Below are 21,149 nucleotides of genomic sequence, written 5' to 3' on the forward strand. Positions count from 1 at the left end.
ACCCTAACATATTAAATACCTATAATATGCTAGAGTCTTTATTTTTTTTGGATAATGGTTCGAATATAATATGAGAATTCCCTCTTATCTATACTCATCATACTAATACATTTGCAAGGAATACAATAAGTGCTGTTAATACCGCTGCTCCACCTGCTGCTCCTAATAAATCCATTTTTGTTACTTGTAATACTTGTTCCATATCCCTCGTTCTCCCTTCATCTTTATTCTACTTCTTTATTTTCACAAAGTTCCTATTATACTAATACACTTGAAATAAATACGATAAATGCTGTTAATACTGCCGCTCCACCTGCTGCTCCTAATAAATCCGTTTTTGTTACTTGTAATACTTGTTCCATATTCCTCGTTCTCCCTTCATCTTTATTCTACTTCTTTATTTTCACAAAGTTTCTATTATACTAATACACTTGAAATAAATACGATAAATGCTGTTAATACTGCTGCTCCGCCTGCTGATCCTAAGAAATCCATTTTTGTTACTTGTAATACTTGTTCGATTTTCATATGTATTCTCTCCTTATTAATAGATATTTATATGTAATTTCTAAGAAATGATTAATTCATAGTTTTTATCTTAACGTTACATTAAATTATTCCGTGTAACGTTTGTAACATTAATGTAACATAAGTTTTTCTACACTGCAATATAAATACGTAAAATTTATTACACTTTTTTTACAACAAAATTCGAAAACCGCTCAGAAACCCTTATGTATAGCATTTTCCAACACAAACGCATTTGTAATACTACTGTAACATTGAGGTTACAAAGCGAAACAAAAAGTAGTAGGAAGCATTAAAAATGGCTTTTCTACTACTTTTTGTTACAAAATATAATGTTTCAATTCCTAATAGTCTTAAACGGCAGAAAAAATCCCATTACATTCTAGTTTCAAAAGAACGTGACCCAAGAGAAGTTTATATGTTTCCTCCAAATAACTATGTATAATAAAAACAAAGAGGTGGTCATTTTGAAATTAATCGCACTAGATATGGATGGTACATTATTATCATCTAATCTCGAAATCTCCAAAGAAAACTTACAAGCGATTCGCACTGCTCAAGCAGCTGGGCATATTGTGATGATTTGTTCAGGTCGCGCAAAAGAAGATGCTTTAAAACTATTGGAAGAGTATCGATTATCAATTCCAGTTGGAGCAAGCAATGGGGCAATTGTTTATGTTGACGGAAAAGTAATTAACGCACGTTGTTTACAAAATGATAAAGTATACAAACTTGCAAAATTACTAGAATCTGAAGGTTTTCCATATAAATTGTACACAAATAAAGGAGTTTATGCTCCTTCTACATGGCAAGAAAAAGTGATGCATGCATTTGAAGAAAATAAGCATGCACTAGAAGTTTCATTAGAAGAACTTGAACGTATCACTGAAAAACAAAAGAAAGCAAACTTAATTACCGATTTCAAAAAAATAGAAGATGTCGTTGATAATCCAGAATTAGAAGTATCTAAATTCTTCATTTTGACATTTAATTCAGAGCATCGTTCACAACTACTGCATGTTTTACAAAAAGATACGGAAATTATGGTCACAGCATCAGCTCCAACAAATTTAGAAATTATGGATAAGCATGGCCATAAAGGAAATGGATTGCAAGAAATGGCATCTTATTTCAACATTCCAATTCAAGATACAATCGCAATCGGAGACAACTTCAACGATGTACCAATGCTTGAAGTAGCTGGTTTATCTGTTGCAATGGGAAATGCTGAGGAAGATGTAAAGAAATTATGCGATGTTGTTACATTAACAAATGATGAGCATGGTGTTGCACATGCAATTGAACAGTATGTATTGCAACCATCATCAAGTAAATAAAAGAAAAGGACTCTTTCTTAATTTGAAAGAGTCCTTTTCTTTTACACATGATGGCAAGCAACAAAATGTCCTTCCCCAACATCACGAAATTCCGGTACATCCTGCTTACAAATATCTGTTGCAAACGGGCAACGTGTATGAAAACGGCAACCTGACGGCGGATTCGCCGGACTTGGAATGTCCCCCTGCAAAATAATTCGTTCTCGTTTAACCGTTGGATCAGGGATTGGTACCGCAGATAACAACGCCTTCGTATACGGATGAAGCGGATTTGCAAACAATTCATCACGAGGAGCTGTTTCTACAATTGTCCCTAAATACATAATCCCTATTTTCGTACATAAGTGTTCTACAACACTTAAATCGTGCGAAATGAATAAGTAGGATAAACCTTTTTTCTCTCGTAACTCACTGAATAAATTAATGATTTGCGCTTGAATTGACACATCTAACGCTGCAACAGGTTCATCAGCAACGATAAACTCTGGATTTAATACCATCGCCCTTGCAATAACAATGCGCTGACGTTGTCCTCCAGAAAATTCATGTGGATAACGATCGATATGGTATGGTGCTAATCCACATAGCTCTAGCACTTCTAATACTTTTTCACGAACGTTTTCTTTTGTCGCTAGTCCATGCGCTAACATCGGTTCACCGAGTGCTTCACCAATGCGCATCCGTGGATTTAATGAACTAAACGGATCTTGGAATACAAGCTGCATATTCGGACGATATTTTCGCAGTTCTCCTTTTGATAGCGTATGAACATCTTGCCCTTTAAATTTCACTTCACCTTCTGTTTTTTGAACGAGGCGAAGAATTGTTTTCCCAATTGTCGTTTTTCCGCTTCCGGATTCACCAACTAGACCGAATACTTCACCTTTATTAATTGTAAAACTTACTCCATCTACAGCCTTTACATGCCCAATTGTTCTACTAAATACGCCGCCTTTAATCGGAAAATACGTTTTTAAATTCTTTACTTCTAATAACGGTTCACTCATTGTTCAGCACGCTCCTCATATAACCAGCAAGCTACTTTATGATTATCTTCATGCACATTCAGATTTGGCGCTTCATTTTTGCATATGTCCATGCAATGTTCGCAACGACCACTAAAGTAGCAAAACTCTCCTAAGCCAACTAAGTTTGGAACTTGCCCCGGAATTGAATATAGTTTATCTGTTCGTTTTCCCATTACCGGTTTTGATTTTAGTAAACCTTTTGTATATGGGTGTTTCGGATTTTGGAATAGCTCCAGTACAGGTGCTTCTTCAATGACTTTGCCGCCATACATTACAACAACATAATCTGCCATTTCCGCTACAACACCTAAATCATGTGTAATTAATAAAATAGATGTTTTAAATTCTTCCTTTATCTGTCTCAATAAGTCTAATATTTGCGCTTGAATTGTAACATCAAGTGCTGTTGTTGGTTCGTCAGCAATTAACAGCTTTGGATTACAACTAAGTGCAACTGCGATCATAATTCGCTGTAACATTCCCCCGCTTAGTTCATGTGGATAGGCGTGAACTATTTCATCGGCACGTGCAATCCCCACCTTGCGAATGAGTTCAATTGCCTTTTTATACGCTTCATTTTTACTAAGAAGTTCATGTTCTCTTAACGTCTCTACAATTTGTTCTCCCACAGTAAAAACTGGATTAAGGGATGTCATTGGCTCTTGGAAAATCATCGCAATATCGTTTCCTCTTAAACTACGAAGTTCTTTCTCTTTCATGCCCAAAAGACTTCGCCCTTCATACAGGATATCACCGCCAACAACGCCGCCAGATTCAGCAATAAGTCCCATAATAGATAAAGCTGTTACACTTTTCCCGCAACCTGATTCTCCTACTACACAAACTGTTTCACCTTCACGAACCGAAAAACTAACATGGTTGACGGCCTTTACCGTACCTTCGTCTGTTTGAAAGTGTGTTTGTAAATCCTTTAGCTCTACTACTGCTTTACTCATGCTTCCTCACCTACCGCTTCATTTTTGGATCCAATGCATCACGAAGTGCATCACCAAGTAAATTAATTGATACAACTGTTATAAAAATCGCAAAACCAGGTGGAATCCATAACCATGGGCGCTTTTGGAAATCGATTAATGAGTTCGCTGCGCTAATCATATTCCCCCATGATGGTGTAGGTGGAACAACTCCAAGCCCTAAATAACTTAATGCTGATTCGCTTAAAATAGCTCCTGCCACACCTAACGTCGCTACAACAATTAGCAAAGGAAATACATTCGGAATTAAGTGGTACAAAATTTTCCGGTAATCCTTTAATCCTAGTACATCAGCAGCCTGCATAAATGATTGCTCTCGAAGTGTTAAAATTTGGCCTCGTACTAAGCGTGCCAATCCTGGCCATCCAATCAGGCTTAACATAATCATAACGACATACAGACGATATTCAGATGGTAATTTCCATTCTGATAAAATCGCTCCCATAATAATCAGTAATGGTAATCCTGGAATAGACATTAATACGTCCGCAATACGCATAATAATATGATCTACAACACCACGATAAAAACCAGAAATAGCCCCTAATACTGCGCCAAGGATGACAGATAGTAGCATAGATGCTAAACCGATTGTTAAAGAAATCCTTCCCGCTAACATTAATCTCGTTAAAATGTCTCGTCCTAATTGGTCCGTACCAAGCCAATGCGAAAGGGTAGGTGGCTTATTAATTTGTGTTACTTGAATCGCACCAGAAACGTACGGTGAAAAAAATGGTCCAATGAAACAAAAGAAAAACATAAAAATTAAAGTATAAAGACCAAACAATGCTAATTTATTTTTCTTAATTCTTGCAAATGCTTGCCGCCATGGTGAAGTTACATTTCCTTTTTTCTTCTTTTTCTTCTCTACTGTTACAACAGTCTCCATCTTTCTCCCCCCCTTACTTTAATCGAATACGCGGATCGACCATCGCATACACGATGTCTGCTAAAAAGTTTGCGATAACTGTCAGGCAAGAGAGAAACATTGTGAATGCCATTAACACCGTATAATCTCGAAAACTTAACGCTTCTAATTGGATACTTCCAATTCCAGGCCAGTTAAAAATTTGTTCAATAATAATGGCACCAGAGAACAATCCTGGAAGTTCAAATGCCAGTAATGTAATCGCTGGTAAAATTGCATTTTTTAAAGCATGTTTATAAATAACTACTCTCTCTTTCAAACCTTTTGCACGAGCAGTCCGGATATAATCTTGTCTAATAACTTCTAACATCCCTGTTCTAAAATAACGAGTCAATGAGCCAACGCCAAGGAGCGTTAAAATGCATACCGGTAAAATCATATGCCTTAAAACTTCCAGTATGTAAGCAAGGCCAGTCGAGTTACTTCCTATATCAATCATGCCACCGATAGGTAATATGTTCAGATCGACAGCAAATACTTTAATGAAAAATAGACCGATAAAGAATGATGGAAATGACATCGCAGCAAAGACACCAATTGTTACTAATGCATCAAACCATGAATGTTGCTTCGTTGCTGAAATAACGCCAACAATAAGTGCAATAATCCAAGTGAAAAATAAAGCCGCCACCGCAACAATAAAAGTATTCCAAATAAATTTATTAAGCAATGCTGTTACAGGTTCCTGATATTGCAGCGAGAAGCCAAAATCTCCATGTAACGCATTACCTAACCAATGAAAGTATCTTTCAACAATAGGCTTATTTAATCCATACAGTTCTCTTAACTCTTGCGCTCTTTCTGGTGTTAACTTTGGATTTGAATCCACATAATCCCCCGGCAAAAGTGCAAATAAGAAAAAGATAATAATAGATGTACCAAACAGTGTAGGAATCATTTGTAGAAACCTACGAATGATATATGTTTTCACCTTTTTGTCTCCCCAATCATAGTGACTTAAAAATAGAAGAACATTTTTTCAAAACAGCATACTCTTATAGCTGTATGAAAAAATGTCTTCTATTTATCCTTACTTATCCTTATTGTTCAATAGATAAAACAGGTAAATTTGCACTAATGCTATTGTATTTCTCTGGTTCAATACCTTTCACACGTGCATTGTATGCTGAAATACTTTTACGATAATTTAATAGAATTACAGGTGGATCTTCGCTTAATTCTTTATACAGTTCTTTATAAATCGGTTTTCTTTTTTCAATATCAACTGTCTCGATACCTTTTTGAATTAATTCATCCACTTTTGGATTACTATAACCCGCTGAGTTATCTGGATGTGTAGATGCAAGGTCAGCTACTGCGTCATTTGGATCAGAAAGAATTGGCGTTGCAACAGCAGCTAAATCATAATCAAATTTTCCAACCTTCGATACAAGAGTATTAAAGTCCATAATTTCCGCATTGAACTCTACACCTAATGCTTTATAGTTTTCTTTTGCAATTGGAATAAATACCTCTTCTTGCTTTCTACCACTTGCTGCATAATAGCTTAACTTTAATTTCTGGCCATCTTTTTCACGAATACCATCAGAACCCACTTTCCAACCAGCTTCATCTAACAATTTTTTCGCTTTCTCTAAATTGTATTCGTATGGGTTGATATCCTTATCGTCATAAGCCCATGAAGTTGGTGAAATCGGTATATTGGCAACAGAAGCGTTCCCTTGGAAGTTTGTATCTACATATTTTTTACGATCTAATCCATAAATAAGTGCTTGACGTACTTTTTTATCTTTTAAATATGGCTTTTTATTATTCATATAAATATATGAGTATGAACTTACTGTTTCGATATTGAAATTAGCAAAGCCTAGACTCTTTAATTGTTCAATATTGTCATTGTTAGCAGCAAACCCATCATAATCCGTTTCTCCTGTTTGGAATAACTGGAAGTTTGTGTCTGGTGATGTAATTTTATAAATAAAGTTTTTCACTTTCGGCTTACCAGCATAGTAATGCTCATTTGCCACAAATCGTACTTCTTGACCTGGAACATATTTTTCAAATTTATAAGGCCCTGCCGCAATCGGCTTACCATATAAATCTTTTAAATAATCTAAACTTGTATTTTGCTTATAATCTTTACCATAATAAGCTTTTGATAATACTGATCCACCTAAAGCAGTTAAAGCTTGTGAATTTACTTTTTCTGTCGTAATTTCAATTGTTTGTGGATCAACTACTTTAATTCCTTCAATCGATGTTGCCTTTCCTTCTTTATAATCTTTTCCACCCTTAATTGCATATTGTAAAATATCTGCTCCACCTTCATAAGCTTTATCGTGTAACAATGTTAACGTAAATGCTACATCATCTGCTGTTAACGGTGAGCCATCACTAAACTTCAAATCTTTTCGTAAGTGGAATGTATACTTTAACTGGTCAGAAGATACGTCCCATTTTTCCGCAAGCTCTGGAACTGGTTTTCCTTGTTTATCTGTTGATACAAGAGACGCAAATATAACTGATGTTACATTTCCATCCCAACCATTCTCTTGGAAATAAGGTAAGAACACACCGCCAGGCTTTGAAATCCCGACAATAAGCGTATCTTTTCTTTGTTTCGCCTTTTCAGGATTTTTTGACTTATCCGTCGCTGTAACCTTCTCTATTTTCAAATCTTTTACATCCTGCTGTTTAGCTGGTTCTGTTGAAGCCTTATCCTCTGCTCCCCCGCATGCGGATAACACCAATGAACTACTTAATAAAACCGAGAATACACCAGCCCACTTTTTTGACTTTTTCTTCATTGTCCCCACCCTAACTTTTTTTAATAATTACACTTTATGAACTGCTTGCCTAATGTATGCCTTCCGAGCAACACGTTTTATATTCCATCGGAAAAGTCGGTTTTAAAAGCAAAAAAATAGATGTTTTATGAGGGGTAACAATCTTATTCCGACTTTTCCGCTAGACTTTATGGTTATTAGCTTATATCGTTCATTATATTTTGTCAATTCTTTCTATATAAATATTTCAAGAATTTTTATAAAACTATTATTGAATCTGCAATTTAGGTAAACTTAATAAAATTCCATTATTATTTTTACAAAAAAGAAATAATAAAAAGGCATTCTATTATCTAGTGGACAGGCATAGGATAATAACAAACTACCAAAAAAGGGGGCGAAAATATGGACAAACTATTCCAATATGTCTTGCACTATGTTGCATTGACACTCATAATAGCGGGGGCATTGCTACTATTCCCGTTCTTCCCAAAGTTCGTCCTCTTTTTAGCATTTTTCTTTATGCTCGGAATTGCGATTACCATTTCCATAGGGGAAGACAATACACAAAAAGAAAGCAGGGTTCAGCGGGTGAAGCTGTAGACTCTGCTTTCTTTTTTTCAATCATAACGTATTCTTGTTAAGTCAATTACAAAAATTACCAAATTAATTCGAAGTGTACTCAAATATAAGCATATATTTAGAGATAAAAAAACTGCTCCAGTATTTTGTTTCACGTGAAACAAGTAATGCATATACAGTACAAAATTAGGAGAAGTGTCAGTACATTAGCATGTACTCTACATAAAAAAGAAAAACAAGCCATCCTACTCACATACATGAGAGGAATGGCTTATCTTTCTTTCATCTATTCCATCATACTATCTAATCGATTATATAATTCCGCCCGTAATCGTTCTTTTTCCGTTTTCTCTTTATATAACTGTTCCAATACTTCAACCTCACCTGTTTCTTCCATTGTACACTCCAGTGCATATATCTCTTCTTCTATATGCATAAGCTTATCTTCAAGTTCGTCTATACCACTACATTCTTTCTCTTTTACCCTTATATTCATTCCTTTCATTTTTGGAGCCTCTTGTTGTTTCACTTCTTCTTTCTCTATTTTTTCTGCCCATTTCTGACGCGCCCAAGCATAATTCCCTGCAAATTCAAATAATCTATGTTCATCAATCCAATACGTTTTCTCAAATAACTTATTTAAAAAGTAGCGGTCATGTGAAACAGCGAGAATTGTTCCATTATATTGTTCAAGAGCTTCCTCCAGCACCTCTCTTGATTCAATATCGAGGTGATTCGTTGGCTCATCTAGCACGAGAAAGTTTACATCTTGGTACATGAGCTGTGATAACCTTAGCCTCATCCGTTCTCCTCCGCTAAGTTGATTCACCTTCTTAAAAACAGCCGGTCCGTAAAATAAGAAGCGTGCTAATATATGTCTTGCCTCTCCCTCTGTTACGGGTACACACTCACGAAAAGCTTCCAATACATTAGCCTTTATGTTTCCATAAGTATGCTGCGATAAATATCCAACTTTCACAGCACTACCAATTCGAATTTCACCAGCATCCTGTTTCATTTCACCTAATAACAATTTTAATAATGTTGTTTTCCCTGTACCGTTCCGCCCAACAATAGCAGCACGCTCTTGAAAACGAACATGTAAATTGGCTTCTTGAAATAAAGTACGACTCATAAAACTTTTACTAACTTCCTTCATTACAACAACATCTTTCCCGCTTCTCTCTTTCCCTTCAAACTGAAGTCCCATCTGTTTTCTTTCTATAATTGGTTTCTTTAACTTCTCCATCCGTTCTAGCGCACGTTCCATATTTCTTGCTCTCTTATGCAATCCCTCATTCGGAGGATTCGCTTGATTCGCCCATTCTCTTAAACGTTTAATTGCTTCTTTCATTTTCTTTATCTTCTTTTGCTGTTCTTGATACGATTGGAACTCTTGCAGCAGTCTTTCTTCCTTTTCTTTCACAAACTGCGAGTAATTCGTATGATAGACATGAAGTTCTCCATCTTCTAAATCAAAAATCTTCGTAACAACTTCATCCAGAAAATAACGATCATGTGAAATGACAACAACTGTTCCTATATACTCTTTTAAAAATTGTTCTAGCCATTCCACTGCAAATAAATCTAAATGGTTTGTCGGCTCATCTAAAAGTAGCAAATCTGGCTTCTGCAATAGCATATATGCAAGACTTACTTTCGTCTGTTCGCCACCGCTAAGTTTAGTAAACATTCGAGAAAATAGATCTGTAACTTGCAAACCATTTGCTACCTTCATAATATTCGCTTCTATTTCATAGCCGCCCAAAAATGCGAATTGTTCCTGTACTGCCCCATATTTATCCATCAATTTTTGTAGATCAGCTGGTTCTTGTTCCTCTGCCATACGTTTCTCCAAACTACGCATTTCTGTTTCTAATTCTTTTTCTTTTATAAAAGCAGCGCTTAACACATCATATACAGTCATTTCGTCAGCAAAACTTGGAATTTGTGCCACATGTCCAATACATGTACCTTTCTTGAAATGAATTGCGCCTGCATCTACATTCTCTATTCCTGTTAACAATTGAAAAATCGTTGTCTTTCCGCTTCCATTTCGGCCAACTAATCCAATTCTTTCACCGTTCTTAATTTCAAGCGATATATTTTCAAATATGATGTTTCCACCAAAAGATTTCTTTATATTGTTTACACTACAAATTGTCATTTTCCATACTCCTTCCAACGTAAAAAACCACAGGGAAAGAAACTTTCCCCATGGTTTTTTGCATAGAAAAAGGAAGCCGAATAGCCTCCCTTTTCACACGTTTATAAAATGGGTGAAGAGATTTCTATCGTTCAATAGCTACTATGCAATTGCTAAAAAAGGGCATACGTATCCCGTTCGCAACCACATCATGAAAAATCGCACGACAAAAATAAATAAAATCTAAAAATTTTGCGCGCGAAGCTAAAGAACGTTTCATCTCATTCACTCCTTTCGTACGGAAATTAATACTTACTCTTTTATTATACTGTCCCATTTCATGTTTGAATAGTCATTTTTCTGAAAATAATGAAGATAGACTAAACATTTCAACAAACAACATCCAATCTTACAAAACTGTTATGTTCACGTAATGGAAAGCGATAGTACGAAACAGCGCCTACCTATACAATAAAGATGTAAACAAGAGACAAACAAAGGGAGGAAGTAATCATGATGAAAGAAATCGTAAAAGCAACCTTCGAGGTATTAGTAAATGGACAAGCAGTTGTAAAAGAGCTTAACCAACTATAAAAGGAGGAAGTAAAATGATGAACATGGTAAAAATGATTCTCCATGCTTTAATTGATGCAAAAGCAGTTAGCCAAGAATTAAATGAACAATAAAAAGGGGTAAAGGAATATGAAGAAAGCTATGATTACAATCGCAAGCACAATTGTTGCTTTGTACACACTAAAAAATAGAAAAAAGAAACAAAACGAAAACACTTTATATTATCCATATACATTATTACAGAAAAAATAAAAGACAAGATACCCTCACACAATTAGGATATCTTGTCTTTTGTTTTTTTTATTAAAAATTGCTGTTCCGCAATTTTTTTATAATATGGATGATGTTTCATTAACTCCTCATGTGTACCAGTTCCTGTAATATTACCGTTCTCTAATACAAGAATAGTATCTGCCTGCACTACCGTGGATAAGCGATGTGCAATCACAAACGTCGTTCTACTCGCAAATACATTTTCAATTGCTCTTTGTATTTTGGCTTCTGATTCCGAATCCAGGCTTGCTGTCGCTTCATCTAATAATAGAAATTCTGCATCACGTAAAAGGGCACGTGCAATGGCGATTCGTTGTTTTTGACCACCTGATAATTGGTTACCACGCTCTCCAACTTCTGTTTCATATCCATCTGGAAATGCCATAATAAATTCATGTGCATTCGCAAGTTTCGCTGCACGAACGATTTCTTCTGATAAAACCTTACGATTCATACCATATGTAATATTATCTGTAATTGTTCCAGACAATACAGGAGCTGCTTGAGCAACATAGCTAAAATGTTGTCGCCATGCTTCTATATTTAGCTCACGATATGACTTTCCATTTAATGAAATGTCTCCACCTGTTGGCTCATAAAACCGTTCCATCAATGCAAAGATTGTACTTTTCCCTGCCCCACTTGGTCCTACAAGCGCTGTCGTTGTACCTTTTCTCACTGTAAATGAAATATCTTTCAAAATAGGGTCACACTCATTATAATGAAAATTTACATTTTGAAATACCAACTTTTCCGGCTCTTCAAATTTTTGTGGCATAGAAATATGCTCTTCTTCTCTTTCATTCAATATTTGGAATAAACGACGTGTAGATCCTTTTGCCTCTTGGAAACTTGTTACGAATTGGTTCATTTGTACAAACGGCATTAAAATTTGAAATAAATATAAAATGAATGCTACCAATTCACCAGAAGAAATATATCCTTGGTCCACTCTCCATACACCAAATCCAACAACGCTCATTAATACCACAATCGTACATATTCCTAAAGCTGGCCCTAAAATAGATTTAATTTTGGATTGCTTCATTCCATATTGCAATAAACTTTGAAACTTATTTTTACCTCTTTTATATTCAATCTTTTCAGCATTATATGATTTAATTAGTTTAATTTCGCCTAATGTTTGTGATAGAAATGCTGTTAGCTCTGACATTTTCTCTTGTTCTCGATCAGATAAGTCAGCAAGCTTTTTTCCAAGTGGAAAAACAATTAACAACGTAATTGGTACCGCTGACAATAGAACTAAAGTCATTGGAATATCCAAAATAAATAAAATAATAATCGATATAGTAATAGATAATGCACTATTAATAAGTTGTACAATTTCATCAGAAATGAGTGTCATAAGTACTGTGGTGTCATTTGTTATACGACTTACCATCTCACCAGACTGATTTTTATCATAGTAATCTACAGGAAGATTTAGTAATTTCCTCCACGCTTTCTCCCTTATTGTTCGCACGATACCTTCTCCAACTCGAGACAGCATATACATGGAGGTCGCTTCACAAATAAACTCAAATAATAATAACCCAGCTATTATTCCTAACGTCGAAAAGGAGAATCCCTTCGAAAATCCTTCCATCAGCTCTTTAATTAATAGGGGGATACCTAATCCAGCGATTGTTGATAGTATTGAAAACCGCTAATCCTACTGCAAATATTTTTTTGGGCGGATTAGCGGTTTTCCATATATCTTGAAATGATACATTTTGTTGCTCTTCCATCTTCTAGCTCCTTCTTTTATCTATATTCCATTTTCACTATACAGGATTTCCCTTTCCTTTTCACGAATATAGTAGACGGGAATTTTACATATATTTTCAAAGGGGCATATACGAATGGATACACAACAACTTTATTTTTTAAATGATATTAGCAAACAAAAACCAGAAAGCATCCGTAATAAGAATACGGCTTGTCCTTTTTGTGATACGGAAAATCTCACTGATATTTTAGAAACCGAAGACTCTATTATCTGGTTAAAAAACAAATTTCCAACACTGAAAGATACGTTTCAAACCGTTCTTATCGAAACAGATAATTGCGATGATCATATCGCAACCTATACAGAAGAACATATGCAAAAATTAATTCGTTTCTCAATTAAACATTGGATTGCTTTAGAAAGCAGTGATGAATTTACTTCTGTTATTTTATATAAAAATCACGGGCCATTTTCAGGTGGGAGTTTGCACCATGCACATATGCAAATTATCGGCATGAAATATGTAGACTACCTTGAAAATATAACACCTGAAAACTTTCAAGGCGTAATCGTACAAAAAGATGCACAGGTTGAACTCAACATTTCTACACGACCGATTATCGGTTTTACTGAGTTTAATATCATCATTGAAAGCATAAAATTCATCGATATAATGGCACATTATATACAGCAGATGGTGCGTTATATATTAACTGACTTTCATAAAGGGTGCAGTAGCTATAACTTATTTTTCTATCACTTGAATGACAAAATCATTTGTAAAGTCGTTCCACGCTTTGTTGTTTCACCTTTATATGTCGGGTATAAAATCCCACAAGTTTCTACAAAACTAGAAGATGTAAAACAACAGCTCGAACAATACTTTTTGAACCACCCCACAAAAAAATAGAGTAGGTGCCTAGCACCTACTCTTTCACTATTCCTTTATTTCGATAGTACACGTCCTCTAGCCCAACGTTATACTTCATATTTTTATCAGTCCACTCAGGTCCTAAATTACCTGGCCATCCGGATGTATTTGCTACATATTTTAGTAATTGGAAATCAGTCAAACCTTTTTCCACACCTCTTTTATACCCTTTCATTAAATGAGGCATAGCAATTTGGGCATTTGTCCGTGGGTCTTTCAATTGCTCGTCCGTTAAGTCATCAGGAGCAAGCCCTCCACCGCGATGTAATTGAAAGAGTCCAAATGAAGTACCATTATCTCCAACACTTCGTGGGTTCAAACGACTTTCATGCTCGGCAATTGTAAGAGGTATCCATTCCGGAAGATTTACTTTCTTTGCTTCTTCAGTAATAATTTGTTTCATCTGTTTTGCTTCCTCTGAATCAACATAACTTGTTTGATTCTTCGATCTTTCCATTCCTTCAGACTCTCCTTGGAAATATAAATACATTCCAAGAACAACTAAAAATCCTACAAAGAATTTTTTCACTACCTCTACCTCTTTCTCTGCTGAAATTTTTCCCCTTTCAGCCCTTCCTTACAATTACCGGAAGTCTATCAACCTACTACCCTTTAATCATATCAAACAAGCACTTATCTTAACATCATGCTTAAGACTGATTTTGCGAAAAATAAATGGTAAAACTAGAGAGAAAATGTAAGATCCTTTCCTTCACTCAAATATATGTAATTTTTACCAACACTTATTTAAAATGGATTCCATCTTTCCCTTTGTATATAATTGTAAATTGAATTATATACAAAGAACAGGAGACTACCTATATGAAAAGAGCGTTATTACTCTTGCTCACCATTTTATTACTCATTCCTATCCATACTTCCGCTCAAACAACAAAAAAACCAAAAGTACTGATTTTATATAGCACAGAAAATGGGCAAGTTACAAATGATATACAAATTTTAAATAGTCTAGTCGGCCATTTCACAAGTGATATAACACTGAAAAGTGCATCGCAGCCAAGCGAACTGTCCGCACAATCATCTTACACACATGTCATTTACATAGGAGAGCAACAAGAACAATTACCTGATGAAACAAAACAATTTCTAGAAAGTTTTTCAGGCCCCTTATTATTTCTCGGGAAAAATATAGAACAATTACCCAATCGTTTTTCCTTTATTACGCTTAAGCGAGAACAAACACGAATTCATACTTTACAATATCCAACACATCATCTCAAAAACAACTTACACGAAGATCGTTTAATTCAACAATTTGATACAACTGGGGAATCTCTTGCTTATGCGATCGGTTCAAAAGGTACGTATCCCTTTATCGTAAAACAAAATCAATCTTATTACGTAGCGACATCTCAACTGTTTGATTGGACGTCTCATTATGTTGGTGAAATGCTCTTTTCTTACTTTCAGCAAAAACCGGAAACAGATAAACATCGTGCTTATTTACGATTAGAAGATGTGCACCCAGCCGCTGATACGAAGCAATTACAAGAAATCGCTGAATTATTAAAAGAAAAAAATATACCGTATATGATTGCTGTTATCCCAGTATATATGGATCCAAGTACCGGAAAGACAATACACCTTAAAGATAAACCTGAGGTAGTAGATGTATTACGTTTTATGCAGAGCAATGGCGGTTCCATTGTTATGCATGGCTATACTCATCAATTTTATGATAGTGAAACAGGAGAAGGGTTTGAATTTTGGGATGTAAAAACAGATCAGCCTATCCGTCATCCAAATCATGAACAACCAAAAACAAGACAAGATTTCAAATCAGATGCTGCTTATAATGCATATGTGGAAAATGGTGAAAAATTTGAGGAAACGTATATAAGAGATCATATCGAAAAAGGAATTACGGAGCTCGCATTAGCTAAACTATATCCACTCGCTTTTGAAGCGCCACACTATGCAATATCACAAAAAGGATACGAAATATTATCACGCTACTTCTCAACTTATGTAGGACAATTACAGTTAGGTGACGCAACATGGAGAGCTATGCATGCCACAGCCTTTCAAAGTAATCCATCCTTTTTACATGGAATGAAAGTACTTCCTGAAACAGTCGGTTTTGTAGAAGCAAATAAGTCTCATGCAGCGTATCAAATAAAAGAACGGGCCTTATCATTCACAAAACTATCAGATGGTATAATTGGCGCCTTTTATCATCCATACTTAGGTATCAAGCCTTTCAAGAAGCTATTAAATGAGCTAGAAACAATCCCAAATATAGAATGGATTGATTTACAAAGAGAATCAAATGAAGTAAAGGCGAAGGATATCCATATTACTTCTAATAAAGATGGTATCCATATTGATAAACCCTTTTCTTTAAATGCTACGGTTGAACTTCTGAAAAAATATGGATTTTTCCTCATACTTGGTGTTATTTTGATTGTATTTCTTTTATTGATACGACGTGCAAAACGACTTGAATCATAGAAAATCCCAAGCACAAATTTGTGCTTGGGATTTTTTATCCAAATCAAAGTAAGACATTTCATCTACTTCCACTTCTTTTTTCTCCTCTATCTTTCCCCATAAAAACGAACTGTATTTTGATATATTTGCTCCGCAACCTTATCCATAGAAATATTTTTTATCAAACTTATTTCTTTTAACACATCGTGAATCATTCTTGGATGTGTCATCGCATTGTCTTGAAATTCCCAAGGTCCATCCGTTTCTACCATCATATATTCTAACGGATAAAACGATACGATTTTTCTAATTTTCTCCTTCTGTAAAACATCAGGCGTAATTGAAATATAATATCCGTTTTGAATCATTCGCTCCATCGTTTCTTTACTTCCTTTAAACCAATGAAAATGTGCCCGTGAAATTTCATATCGTTCAAGTAAGTTACATACAAGGTCCGCATCTTCATAAACTGCATGTAGCACAATTGGCAAGTCATGCCTTTTCGATAACACCACAAATTCTTCTAATATTTCTATATAAGGTCCTACCATAATATCTTTCTTTTCTTGCCGCAAATAATACGGTAAGCCCACCTCACCTATCGCAACAAGCTGCTCTACATTTTCTTCAATTAACTTATAAATTTCTTCGCATTCTTTTTTATTGATTTCCTGCTCCGGATGAAACCCCAGCGCCGGATATACACATGTATGTTGCTCCGCTAAAGATAGTGTTTGCTGACAAGAACGATAGTTCATGGACACCGCAATCAATCCAGCTATCTCACTACTTCTTTTCACATCATCAATTAGCTTCATCTGCTCTTTTTCCTTATATTGATCCAAATGTATATGACTATCAATCCACTTCATTTCTATCACCTCTCATATCTATTTTAATACTCTACTTCAGATTAAAGGCAATAAAAAAAACAAGAAGGGCCTCCTTCTTGTTTTACCATCTATGTTATTTAACAATTAAATTTGTAATTATATCAAAGAGCCCAATACATATGGCAGCAACGGTAAAGTAGCCACAGAAATCTTTCACCTGAAAATTAACTACTTCTTCTTTTCGCATCCCATTCTTCTCCCTTCTCATTATCTCCCTAATTTCTTATCTTTTTTTACCCCGCATTAACGGGCAGTAAGCCCCTACCTCAAGCTTCAGAAAAAACAAGGAAAATAAGACGGAGAACAACTGCCCGTAGTAAAAGCCCGATTGATGAGGGCTAACCATCGTAGGGGGAATAACGTCCCCTCTGATGGAAGTTTCACTTTATTATGCAAAAAATATGACAAACAAGCTATCGAATTAACTTACGTAAACCTTACAATGTTGTAAGGTTTAAAAAAATGGCCTCATCTCATAAAGAGAAGAGACCTATTCAATAGTTGGTTGGCTTTCAAACATTCATCATCATTTCAGACAGAAAGTTGTATGTCCAAACTTTCTACTTGTATTGTAATAAACTTCGCAAATGCTAACTATCGAATTAACTTACATATACCTTACAATATTGTCATAAACGACGTTACCTCACTGCCAAAAGCTTACTTCTCGCCTGCACAGGAATATTTTGAACATCTATCTCTACCAACGATTCACCATAACGCCCTTTTGCAAAAATCTTCAAAGGTTCATCTCTCTTTAACATATGTTTTACAGTTTTCTTTATTGTTTGTTTCCTGCCTTTTTCGTCGTATGCAACAAATTCATATTCATACCAATCATCTCCAATATGCTGACCGATACCGTTCACAATTGTATAGTATTCTTTCGTTTTATAAAATGGATTGTATTTATCAATTACTGGCCCAAGCTTTGTTGGTAGTAACAGTATAATCATAGCTAGTGCTGCCATTCCAGTAATAATTACTCGCTTTTTTACTTTTTCCCACCCCACAGTAGATTCCTCCTCCACACAATATGTGTAGTTTTCTATACATTTATTTTAAAGAGACTGAAGCAATTCTGCCATTGAATCCTATTACATTTGCCTTACATTTTTGTAAGAATCCGAATGAAATTTTATATTATTTTTAACAATTTGTGAACCCTCCAAAACTGTGATAAACATCACACTCTCCATTTTCCAAAGGTTCTATAATACAAGTATAAAACTTTGTTAAACATTTCACATTTAAGAGGGGAAATGAATATGAAAAAACGTTTAGTCATGATCGGAAATGGTATGGCTGGTATACGCTGCATAGAAGAAATTTTAAAACAAGATGCAACTCTTTATGACATTACCATTTTTGGCGATGAACCTCATCCAAACTACAATCGCATTATGCTATCTCACGTCCTACAAGGAAAAACCAATATACACGATATCATCATGAACGAATACAATTGGTACGAAGAAAATAACATTACCCTGTATACAAATGAAAAAGTAATAACTATTGATCGTGAAGAACAAGTCATTGTTACAGAAAAGAACCGTATTGTCATGTATGACAAGCTTATTATTGCAACAGGTTCAAGTGCTTTTATCTTACCTGTTGAAGGTTCAGAACTTCCAGGTGTAACAGGATTTCGTACAATTGAAGATACACAATTTATGATGAATGCTGCTAAGCAATATAAAAAAGCTGTTGTAATAGGCGGTGGCTTACTTGGTTTAGAAGCCGCGCGAGGACTTATTGACCTTGGCATGGACGTACATGTTGTTCATTTAATGCCACACTTAATGGAGCAACAACTTGACGCAAAAGCTGCTTCGTTACTGCGTGAAGACTTAGAAGCACAAGGTATGAAATTTCTTATGGAAAAGAAAACGGTGAAAATTCTTGGTACTGACCATGTTGAAGGAATTCAATTTGAAGATGGCAGTATTGCAGAATGCGATTTAATTGTAATGGCTGTCGGAATACGTCCAAATACACAATTAGCAAAAGAAGCGGACTTACTTGTAAATCGCGGAATCGTTACAAATGACTATATGCAAACAGATGATGAATCCATCTATGCAGTTGGCGAATGTGCAGAGCATAACGGTATTGCCTATGGTCTTGTCGCTCCCTTATATGAACAAGGGGCCGTACTAGCAAAACATATTACAAACTCACAAACTGACGGATATACAGGTAGTATTGTCGGTACACAGCTAAAAGTTGCTGGATGCGATTTATTCTCCGCTGGACAAATTCATGAAGATAATAATACAAAAGCAATCTCAATCTTTAATGAATGTACTCGTTCCTATAAGAAAGTACTTATTCGTGACAATAAAGTCGTTGGCATTGTTTTATATGGAGATACAGCTGAAGGTACACGTCTCTTTAGCATGTTGAAGAAAGAAGAAGATATACAAGACTATACATCAGCTTCTCTACTTCATAAAGCTGGTGAAGAAAGCGGACTTGACGTTGCAAGCATGAGTGCTGATGACACTGTGTGTGGATGTAACGGTGTGACGAAGGGCGCAATTGTTCATGCCATTTTAGAGCAAGATTTAACAACTTTTGAAGAAGTAAAAGGATGCACGAAAGCCGCTGGATCATGTGGTAAATGTCGTCCACTTGTTGAACAAATTTTATCTCATACACTCGGGGATAGCTTCGATGCATCCGCTCAAAATGTAGGTATGTGTGGATGTACAACTTTATCGCGTGATGAAGTTGTCACAGCAATTCATGAGAAAGGTTTAAAATCACCAAAAGAAGTACGAAATGTCCTCGGCTTCGCACATGAAGATGGCTGTTCAAAATGCCGCCCTGCATTAAATTACTATTTACGTATGGCACGTCCAGAAGAATATGCAGATGATAAATCATCCCGCTTCGTGAATGAAAGAATGAACGGTAATATTCAGCATGATGGTACATTTTCTGTTATTCCTCGTATGTACGGTGGCGTTACTACTGCAGATGATTTAATGAAAATCGCCGAAGTTGCGAAAAAATACGATGTACCGCTCGTCAAAATAACAGGTGCAAGTCGGATTGGCTTATATGGTGTTAAAAAAGAAGATTTACCAAAAGTTTGGTCTGATCTAGATATGCCTTCAGGTTATGCCTATTCAAAATCCCTTCGTAATGTGAAATCATGCGTTGGTTCTCGGTTCTGTCGCTTTGGTACAAAAGATTCGTTAGGACTTGGTATGTTACTAGAACAATCGTTAGAAATGGTCGATACACCGCACAAAATGAAAATGGGTGTAACGGGTTGTCCACGTAACTGCGCGGAAGCATTAACAAAAGACTTTGGCGTCGTTTGTGTTGAAAATGGATTCCAGCTTTATATTGGTGGTAACGGTGGTACGGAAGTTCGTGAAGCTGATTTTGTCATGATTGTTCCTACTGAAGACGACGTACTTCATATTGCCACAGCTTATGTACAACATTATCGTGAAACTGGTATTTATGGCGAACGAACTGCCCCTTGGGTAGAACGAATCGGCTTAGATCACATAAAAAAAGTGCTGCAAGATGAAGGTATGGTCGCAATGTTAAATGAGCGTTTCCAAAAAGCACGTAACACATATGAAGAAGCCTGGGGACAAGCGTTAGAAACTCAGTCACTAAAAGCTATGTATGAAGTTGAAACTGTAAAGTAAGGAGCGATCTACATGTTACAAACGAAAGAGAAAGTAAAAATCATGCGTGCCGAAGACCTTCCCGTGCAAATTGGTAAGGAGGTACGAATAAAGGAGTTGTCCATCTCCTTATTTCGCCTTTCCAATGGTGATATTCGTGCGGTAGAAAATCGGTGCCCTCATAAAAATGGACCTTTAGCAGAGGGGATTGTTTCTGGAGAATTCGTCTTCTGTCCATTGCACGACTGGAAAATTTCATTAATAACGGGTGAAGTGCAAAAGCCTGATGACGGTTGTATTCAAACCTATGAAGTAAAAGTTATTGATGGCGATATTTATATATACATGTAACTTG

The 21,149-nt window shown here is 35.8% G+C and carries 20 protein-coding genes and 1 pseudogene; 7 read left to right on the forward strand and 14 right to left on the reverse strand.

Features of this window, described 5'->3' with window-relative positions:
- Positions 1 to 97 precede the first annotated feature (97 nt).
- Genes CN373_RS11755 through CN373_RS11765 form a run of 3 tightly spaced genes read right to left on the reverse strand, consistent with a single transcriptional unit; the run spans position 98 to position 528 of the window.
- Positions 98 to 202, reverse strand: a complete 105-nt coding sequence (locus CN373_RS11755; protein ID WP_026592761.1) for a DUF3948 family protein — start codon at positions 200 to 202, stop codon at positions 98 to 100.
- 55 nt (positions 203 to 257) lie between these two features.
- Positions 258 to 362: a DUF3948 family protein gene (locus CN373_RS11760; protein ID WP_098359425.1), complete on the reverse strand. Its 105-nt coding sequence runs from the start codon at positions 360 to 362 to the stop codon at positions 258 to 260.
- Between the two features lie 55 nt (positions 363 to 417).
- The gene (locus tag CN373_RS11765; protein WP_098359426.1) at positions 418 to 528 is read right to left on the reverse strand and encodes a DUF3948 family protein; all 111 of its coding nucleotides are present in this window, start codon (positions 526 to 528) and stop codon (positions 418 to 420) included.
- A gap of 467 nt (positions 529 to 995) precedes the next feature.
- Here CN373_RS11765 and CN373_RS11770 point away from each other — a divergent pair, with 467 nt between their 5' ends.
- Positions 996 to 1,865, forward strand: a complete 870-nt coding sequence (locus CN373_RS11770) for a Cof-type HAD-IIB family hydrolase (RefSeq protein WP_098359427.1) — start codon at positions 996 to 998, stop codon at positions 1,863 to 1,865.
- Positions 1,866 to 1,906: 41 nt separating this feature from the next.
- On the opposite strand, the gene CN373_RS11775 is transcribed toward CN373_RS11770, so the two are convergent.
- The 5 genes from CN373_RS11775 to CN373_RS11795 all read right to left on the reverse strand — a co-directional run bounded on the left by CN373_RS11775 (position 1,907) and on the right by CN373_RS11795 (position 7,584).
- A complete protein-coding gene (locus tag CN373_RS11775; RefSeq protein ID WP_001294524.1) occupies positions 1,907 to 2,872 on the reverse strand; it encodes an ABC transporter ATP-binding protein in 966 nt (321 codons plus the stop codon).
- Positions 2,869 to 3,849: an ABC transporter ATP-binding protein gene (locus CN373_RS11780; RefSeq protein ID WP_098359428.1), complete on the reverse strand. Its 981-nt coding sequence runs from the start codon at positions 3,847 to 3,849 to the stop codon at positions 2,869 to 2,871. Before CN373_RS11780 ends, CN373_RS11775 begins: the two co-directional genes overlap by 4 nt.
- Before the next feature lie 10 nt (positions 3,850 to 3,859).
- Entirely contained in the window at positions 3,860 to 4,777 is a 918-nt protein-coding gene (gene opp4C, locus CN373_RS11785) for an oligopeptide ABC transporter permease (protein WP_000451091.1), read from the reverse strand.
- A gap of 13 nt (positions 4,778 to 4,790) precedes the next feature.
- Positions 4,791 to 5,747 (reverse strand): ABC transporter permease, encoded by a 957-nt coding sequence (locus CN373_RS11790; protein ID WP_000860696.1) that lies wholly within the window; start codon positions 5,745 to 5,747, stop codon positions 4,791 to 4,793.
- Positions 5,748 to 5,856: 109 nt separating this feature from the next.
- A complete protein-coding gene (locus CN373_RS11795) occupies positions 5,857 to 7,584 on the reverse strand; it encodes an ABC transporter substrate-binding protein (protein WP_098359429.1) in 1,728 nt (575 codons plus the stop codon).
- A gap of 384 nt (positions 7,585 to 7,968) precedes the next feature.
- Here CN373_RS11795 and CN373_RS11800 point away from each other — a divergent pair, with 384 nt between their 5' ends.
- Positions 7,969 to 8,166 (forward strand): hypothetical protein, encoded by a 198-nt coding sequence (locus tag CN373_RS11800; protein ID WP_000359316.1) that lies wholly within the window; start codon positions 7,969 to 7,971, stop codon positions 8,164 to 8,166.
- 265 nt (positions 8,167 to 8,431) lie between these two features.
- On the opposite strand, the gene abc-f is transcribed toward CN373_RS11800, so the two are convergent.
- Positions 8,432 to 10,312 (reverse strand): ribosomal protection-like ABC-F family protein, encoded by a 1,881-nt coding sequence (gene abc-f / locus CN373_RS11805; protein WP_098359430.1) that lies wholly within the window; start codon positions 10,310 to 10,312, stop codon positions 8,432 to 8,434.
- A 124-nt stretch (positions 10,313 to 10,436) separates the two neighbouring features.
- The gene (locus CN373_RS25710) at positions 10,437 to 10,571 is read right to left on the reverse strand and encodes an RAxF-45 family protein (RefSeq protein ID WP_000830645.1); all 135 of its coding nucleotides are present in this window, start codon (positions 10,569 to 10,571) and stop codon (positions 10,437 to 10,439) included.
- Positions 10,572 to 10,993: 422 nt separating this feature from the next.
- On the opposite strand from CN373_RS25710, the gene CN373_RS11815 reads away from it, so the two are divergent.
- A complete protein-coding gene (locus tag CN373_RS11815) occupies positions 10,994 to 11,116 on the forward strand; it encodes a hypothetical protein (protein WP_000710037.1) in 123 nt (40 codons plus the stop codon).
- Between the two features lie 22 nt (positions 11,117 to 11,138).
- On the opposite strand, the pseudogene CN373_RS11820 reads toward CN373_RS11815, so the two are convergent.
- A pseudogene (locus CN373_RS11820) lies at positions 11,139 to 12,885 on the reverse strand (ABC transporter ATP-binding protein).
- Positions 12,886 to 12,999: 114 nt separating this feature from the next.
- On the opposite strand from CN373_RS11820, the gene CN373_RS11825 reads away from it, so the two are divergent.
- On the forward strand, positions 13,000 to 13,776 hold the full coding sequence (locus tag CN373_RS11825) for a DUF4931 domain-containing protein (protein ID WP_000381060.1): 777 nt from the start codon (positions 13,000 to 13,002) through the stop codon (positions 13,774 to 13,776).
- 16 nt (positions 13,777 to 13,792) lie between these two features.
- On the opposite strand, the gene CN373_RS11830 is transcribed toward CN373_RS11825, so the two are convergent.
- A complete protein-coding gene (locus CN373_RS11830) occupies positions 13,793 to 14,326 on the reverse strand; it encodes a transglycosylase SLT domain-containing protein (protein WP_000713239.1) in 534 nt (177 codons plus the stop codon).
- Positions 14,327 to 14,619: 293 nt separating this feature from the next.
- Between CN373_RS11830 and CN373_RS11835 the strand changes: the two genes are divergently transcribed.
- The gene (locus CN373_RS11835; RefSeq protein ID WP_098359431.1) at positions 14,620 to 16,269 is read left to right on the forward strand and encodes a DUF2334 domain-containing protein; all 1,650 of its coding nucleotides are present in this window, start codon (positions 14,620 to 14,622) and stop codon (positions 16,267 to 16,269) included.
- 86 nt (positions 16,270 to 16,355) lie between these two features.
- Here the strand turns inward: CN373_RS11835 and CN373_RS11840 are convergent, their stop codons facing one another.
- Together CN373_RS11840 and CN373_RS11850 are read right to left on the reverse strand one after the other, a co-directional pair.
- Positions 16,356 to 17,120: a TatD family hydrolase gene (locus CN373_RS11840; RefSeq protein WP_098359432.1), complete on the reverse strand. Its 765-nt coding sequence runs from the start codon at positions 17,118 to 17,120 to the stop codon at positions 16,356 to 16,358.
- A 662-nt stretch (positions 17,121 to 17,782) separates the two neighbouring features.
- Entirely contained in the window at positions 17,783 to 18,124 is a 342-nt protein-coding gene (locus CN373_RS11850) for a YxeA family protein (RefSeq protein ID WP_425290444.1), read from the reverse strand.
- A 285-nt stretch (positions 18,125 to 18,409) separates the two neighbouring features.
- On the opposite strand from CN373_RS11850, the gene nirB reads away from it, so the two are divergent.
- Both nirB and nirD read left to right on the forward strand, forming a co-directional pair.
- On the forward strand, positions 18,410 to 20,815 hold the full coding sequence (nirB, locus tag CN373_RS11855) for a nitrite reductase large subunit NirB (protein ID WP_098359433.1): 2,406 nt from the start codon (positions 18,410 to 18,412) through the stop codon (positions 20,813 to 20,815).
- Positions 20,816 to 20,827: 12 nt separating this feature from the next.
- A complete protein-coding gene (gene nirD / locus CN373_RS11860) occupies positions 20,828 to 21,145 on the forward strand; it encodes a nitrite reductase small subunit NirD (protein ID WP_000942190.1) in 318 nt (105 codons plus the stop codon).
- Positions 21,146 to 21,149: the final 4 nt, after the last annotated feature.

The organism is Bacillus cereus, assembly GCF_002561295.1.
Lineage (GTDB): Bacteria > Bacillota > Bacilli > Bacillales > Bacillaceae_G > Bacillus_A > Bacillus_A cereus_S.

Excerpts from the sequence above, each read along its gene's own strand:
- CN373_RS11765 (WP_098359426.1), bottom strand. The coding sequence starts at position 528 with ATGAAAATCGAACAAGTATTACAAGTAACAAAAATGGATTTCTTAGGA.
- CN373_RS11840 (WP_098359432.1), bottom strand. The coding sequence starts at position 17,120 with ATGAAGTGGATTGATAGTCATATACATTTGGATCAATATAAGGAAAAA.
- CN373_RS25710 (WP_000830645.1), bottom strand. The coding sequence starts at position 10,571 with ATGAAACGTTCTTTAGCTTCGCGCGCAAAATTTTTAGATTTTATTTAT.
- CN373_RS11800 (WP_000359316.1), top strand. The coding sequence starts at position 7,969 with ATGGACAAACTATTCCAATATGTCTTGCACTATGTTGCATTGACACTC.
- CN373_RS11760 (WP_098359425.1), bottom strand. The coding sequence starts at position 362 with ATGGAACAAGTATTACAAGTAACAAAAACGGATTTATTAGGAGCAGCA.
- CN373_RS11795 (WP_098359429.1), bottom strand. The coding sequence starts at position 7,584 with ATGAAGAAAAAGTCAAAAAAGTGGGCTGGTGTATTCTCGGTTTTATTA.
- CN373_RS11775 (WP_001294524.1), bottom strand. The coding sequence starts at position 2,872 with ATGAGTGAACCGTTATTAGAAGTAAAGAATTTAAAAACGTATTTTCCG.
- CN373_RS11815 (WP_000710037.1), top strand. The coding sequence starts at position 10,994 with ATGAAGAAAGCTATGATTACAATCGCAAGCACAATTGTTGCTTTGTAC.
- CN373_RS11780 (WP_098359428.1), bottom strand. The coding sequence starts at position 3,849 with ATGAGTAAAGCAGTAGTAGAGCTAAAGGATTTACAAACACACTTTCAA.
- nirB (WP_098359433.1), top strand. The coding sequence starts at position 18,410 with ATGAAAAAACGTTTAGTCATGATCGGAAATGGTATGGCTGGTATACGC.
- abc-f (WP_098359430.1), bottom strand. The coding sequence starts at position 10,312 with ATGACAATTTGTAGTGTAAACAATATAAAGAAATCTTTTGGTGGAAAC.
- CN373_RS11835 (WP_098359431.1), top strand. The coding sequence starts at position 14,620 with ATGAAAAGAGCGTTATTACTCTTGCTCACCATTTTATTACTCATTCCT.
- CN373_RS11825 (WP_000381060.1), top strand. The coding sequence starts at position 13,000 with ATGGATACACAACAACTTTATTTTTTAAATGATATTAGCAAACAAAAA.
- nirD (WP_000942190.1), top strand. The coding sequence starts at position 20,828 with ATGTTACAAACGAAAGAGAAAGTAAAAATCATGCGTGCCGAAGACCTT.
- CN373_RS11755 (WP_026592761.1), bottom strand. The coding sequence starts at position 202 with ATGGAACAAGTATTACAAGTAACAAAAATGGATTTATTAGGAGCAGCA.
- opp4C (WP_000451091.1), bottom strand. The coding sequence starts at position 4,777 with ATGGAGACTGTTGTAACAGTAGAGAAGAAAAAGAAGAAAAAAGGAAAT.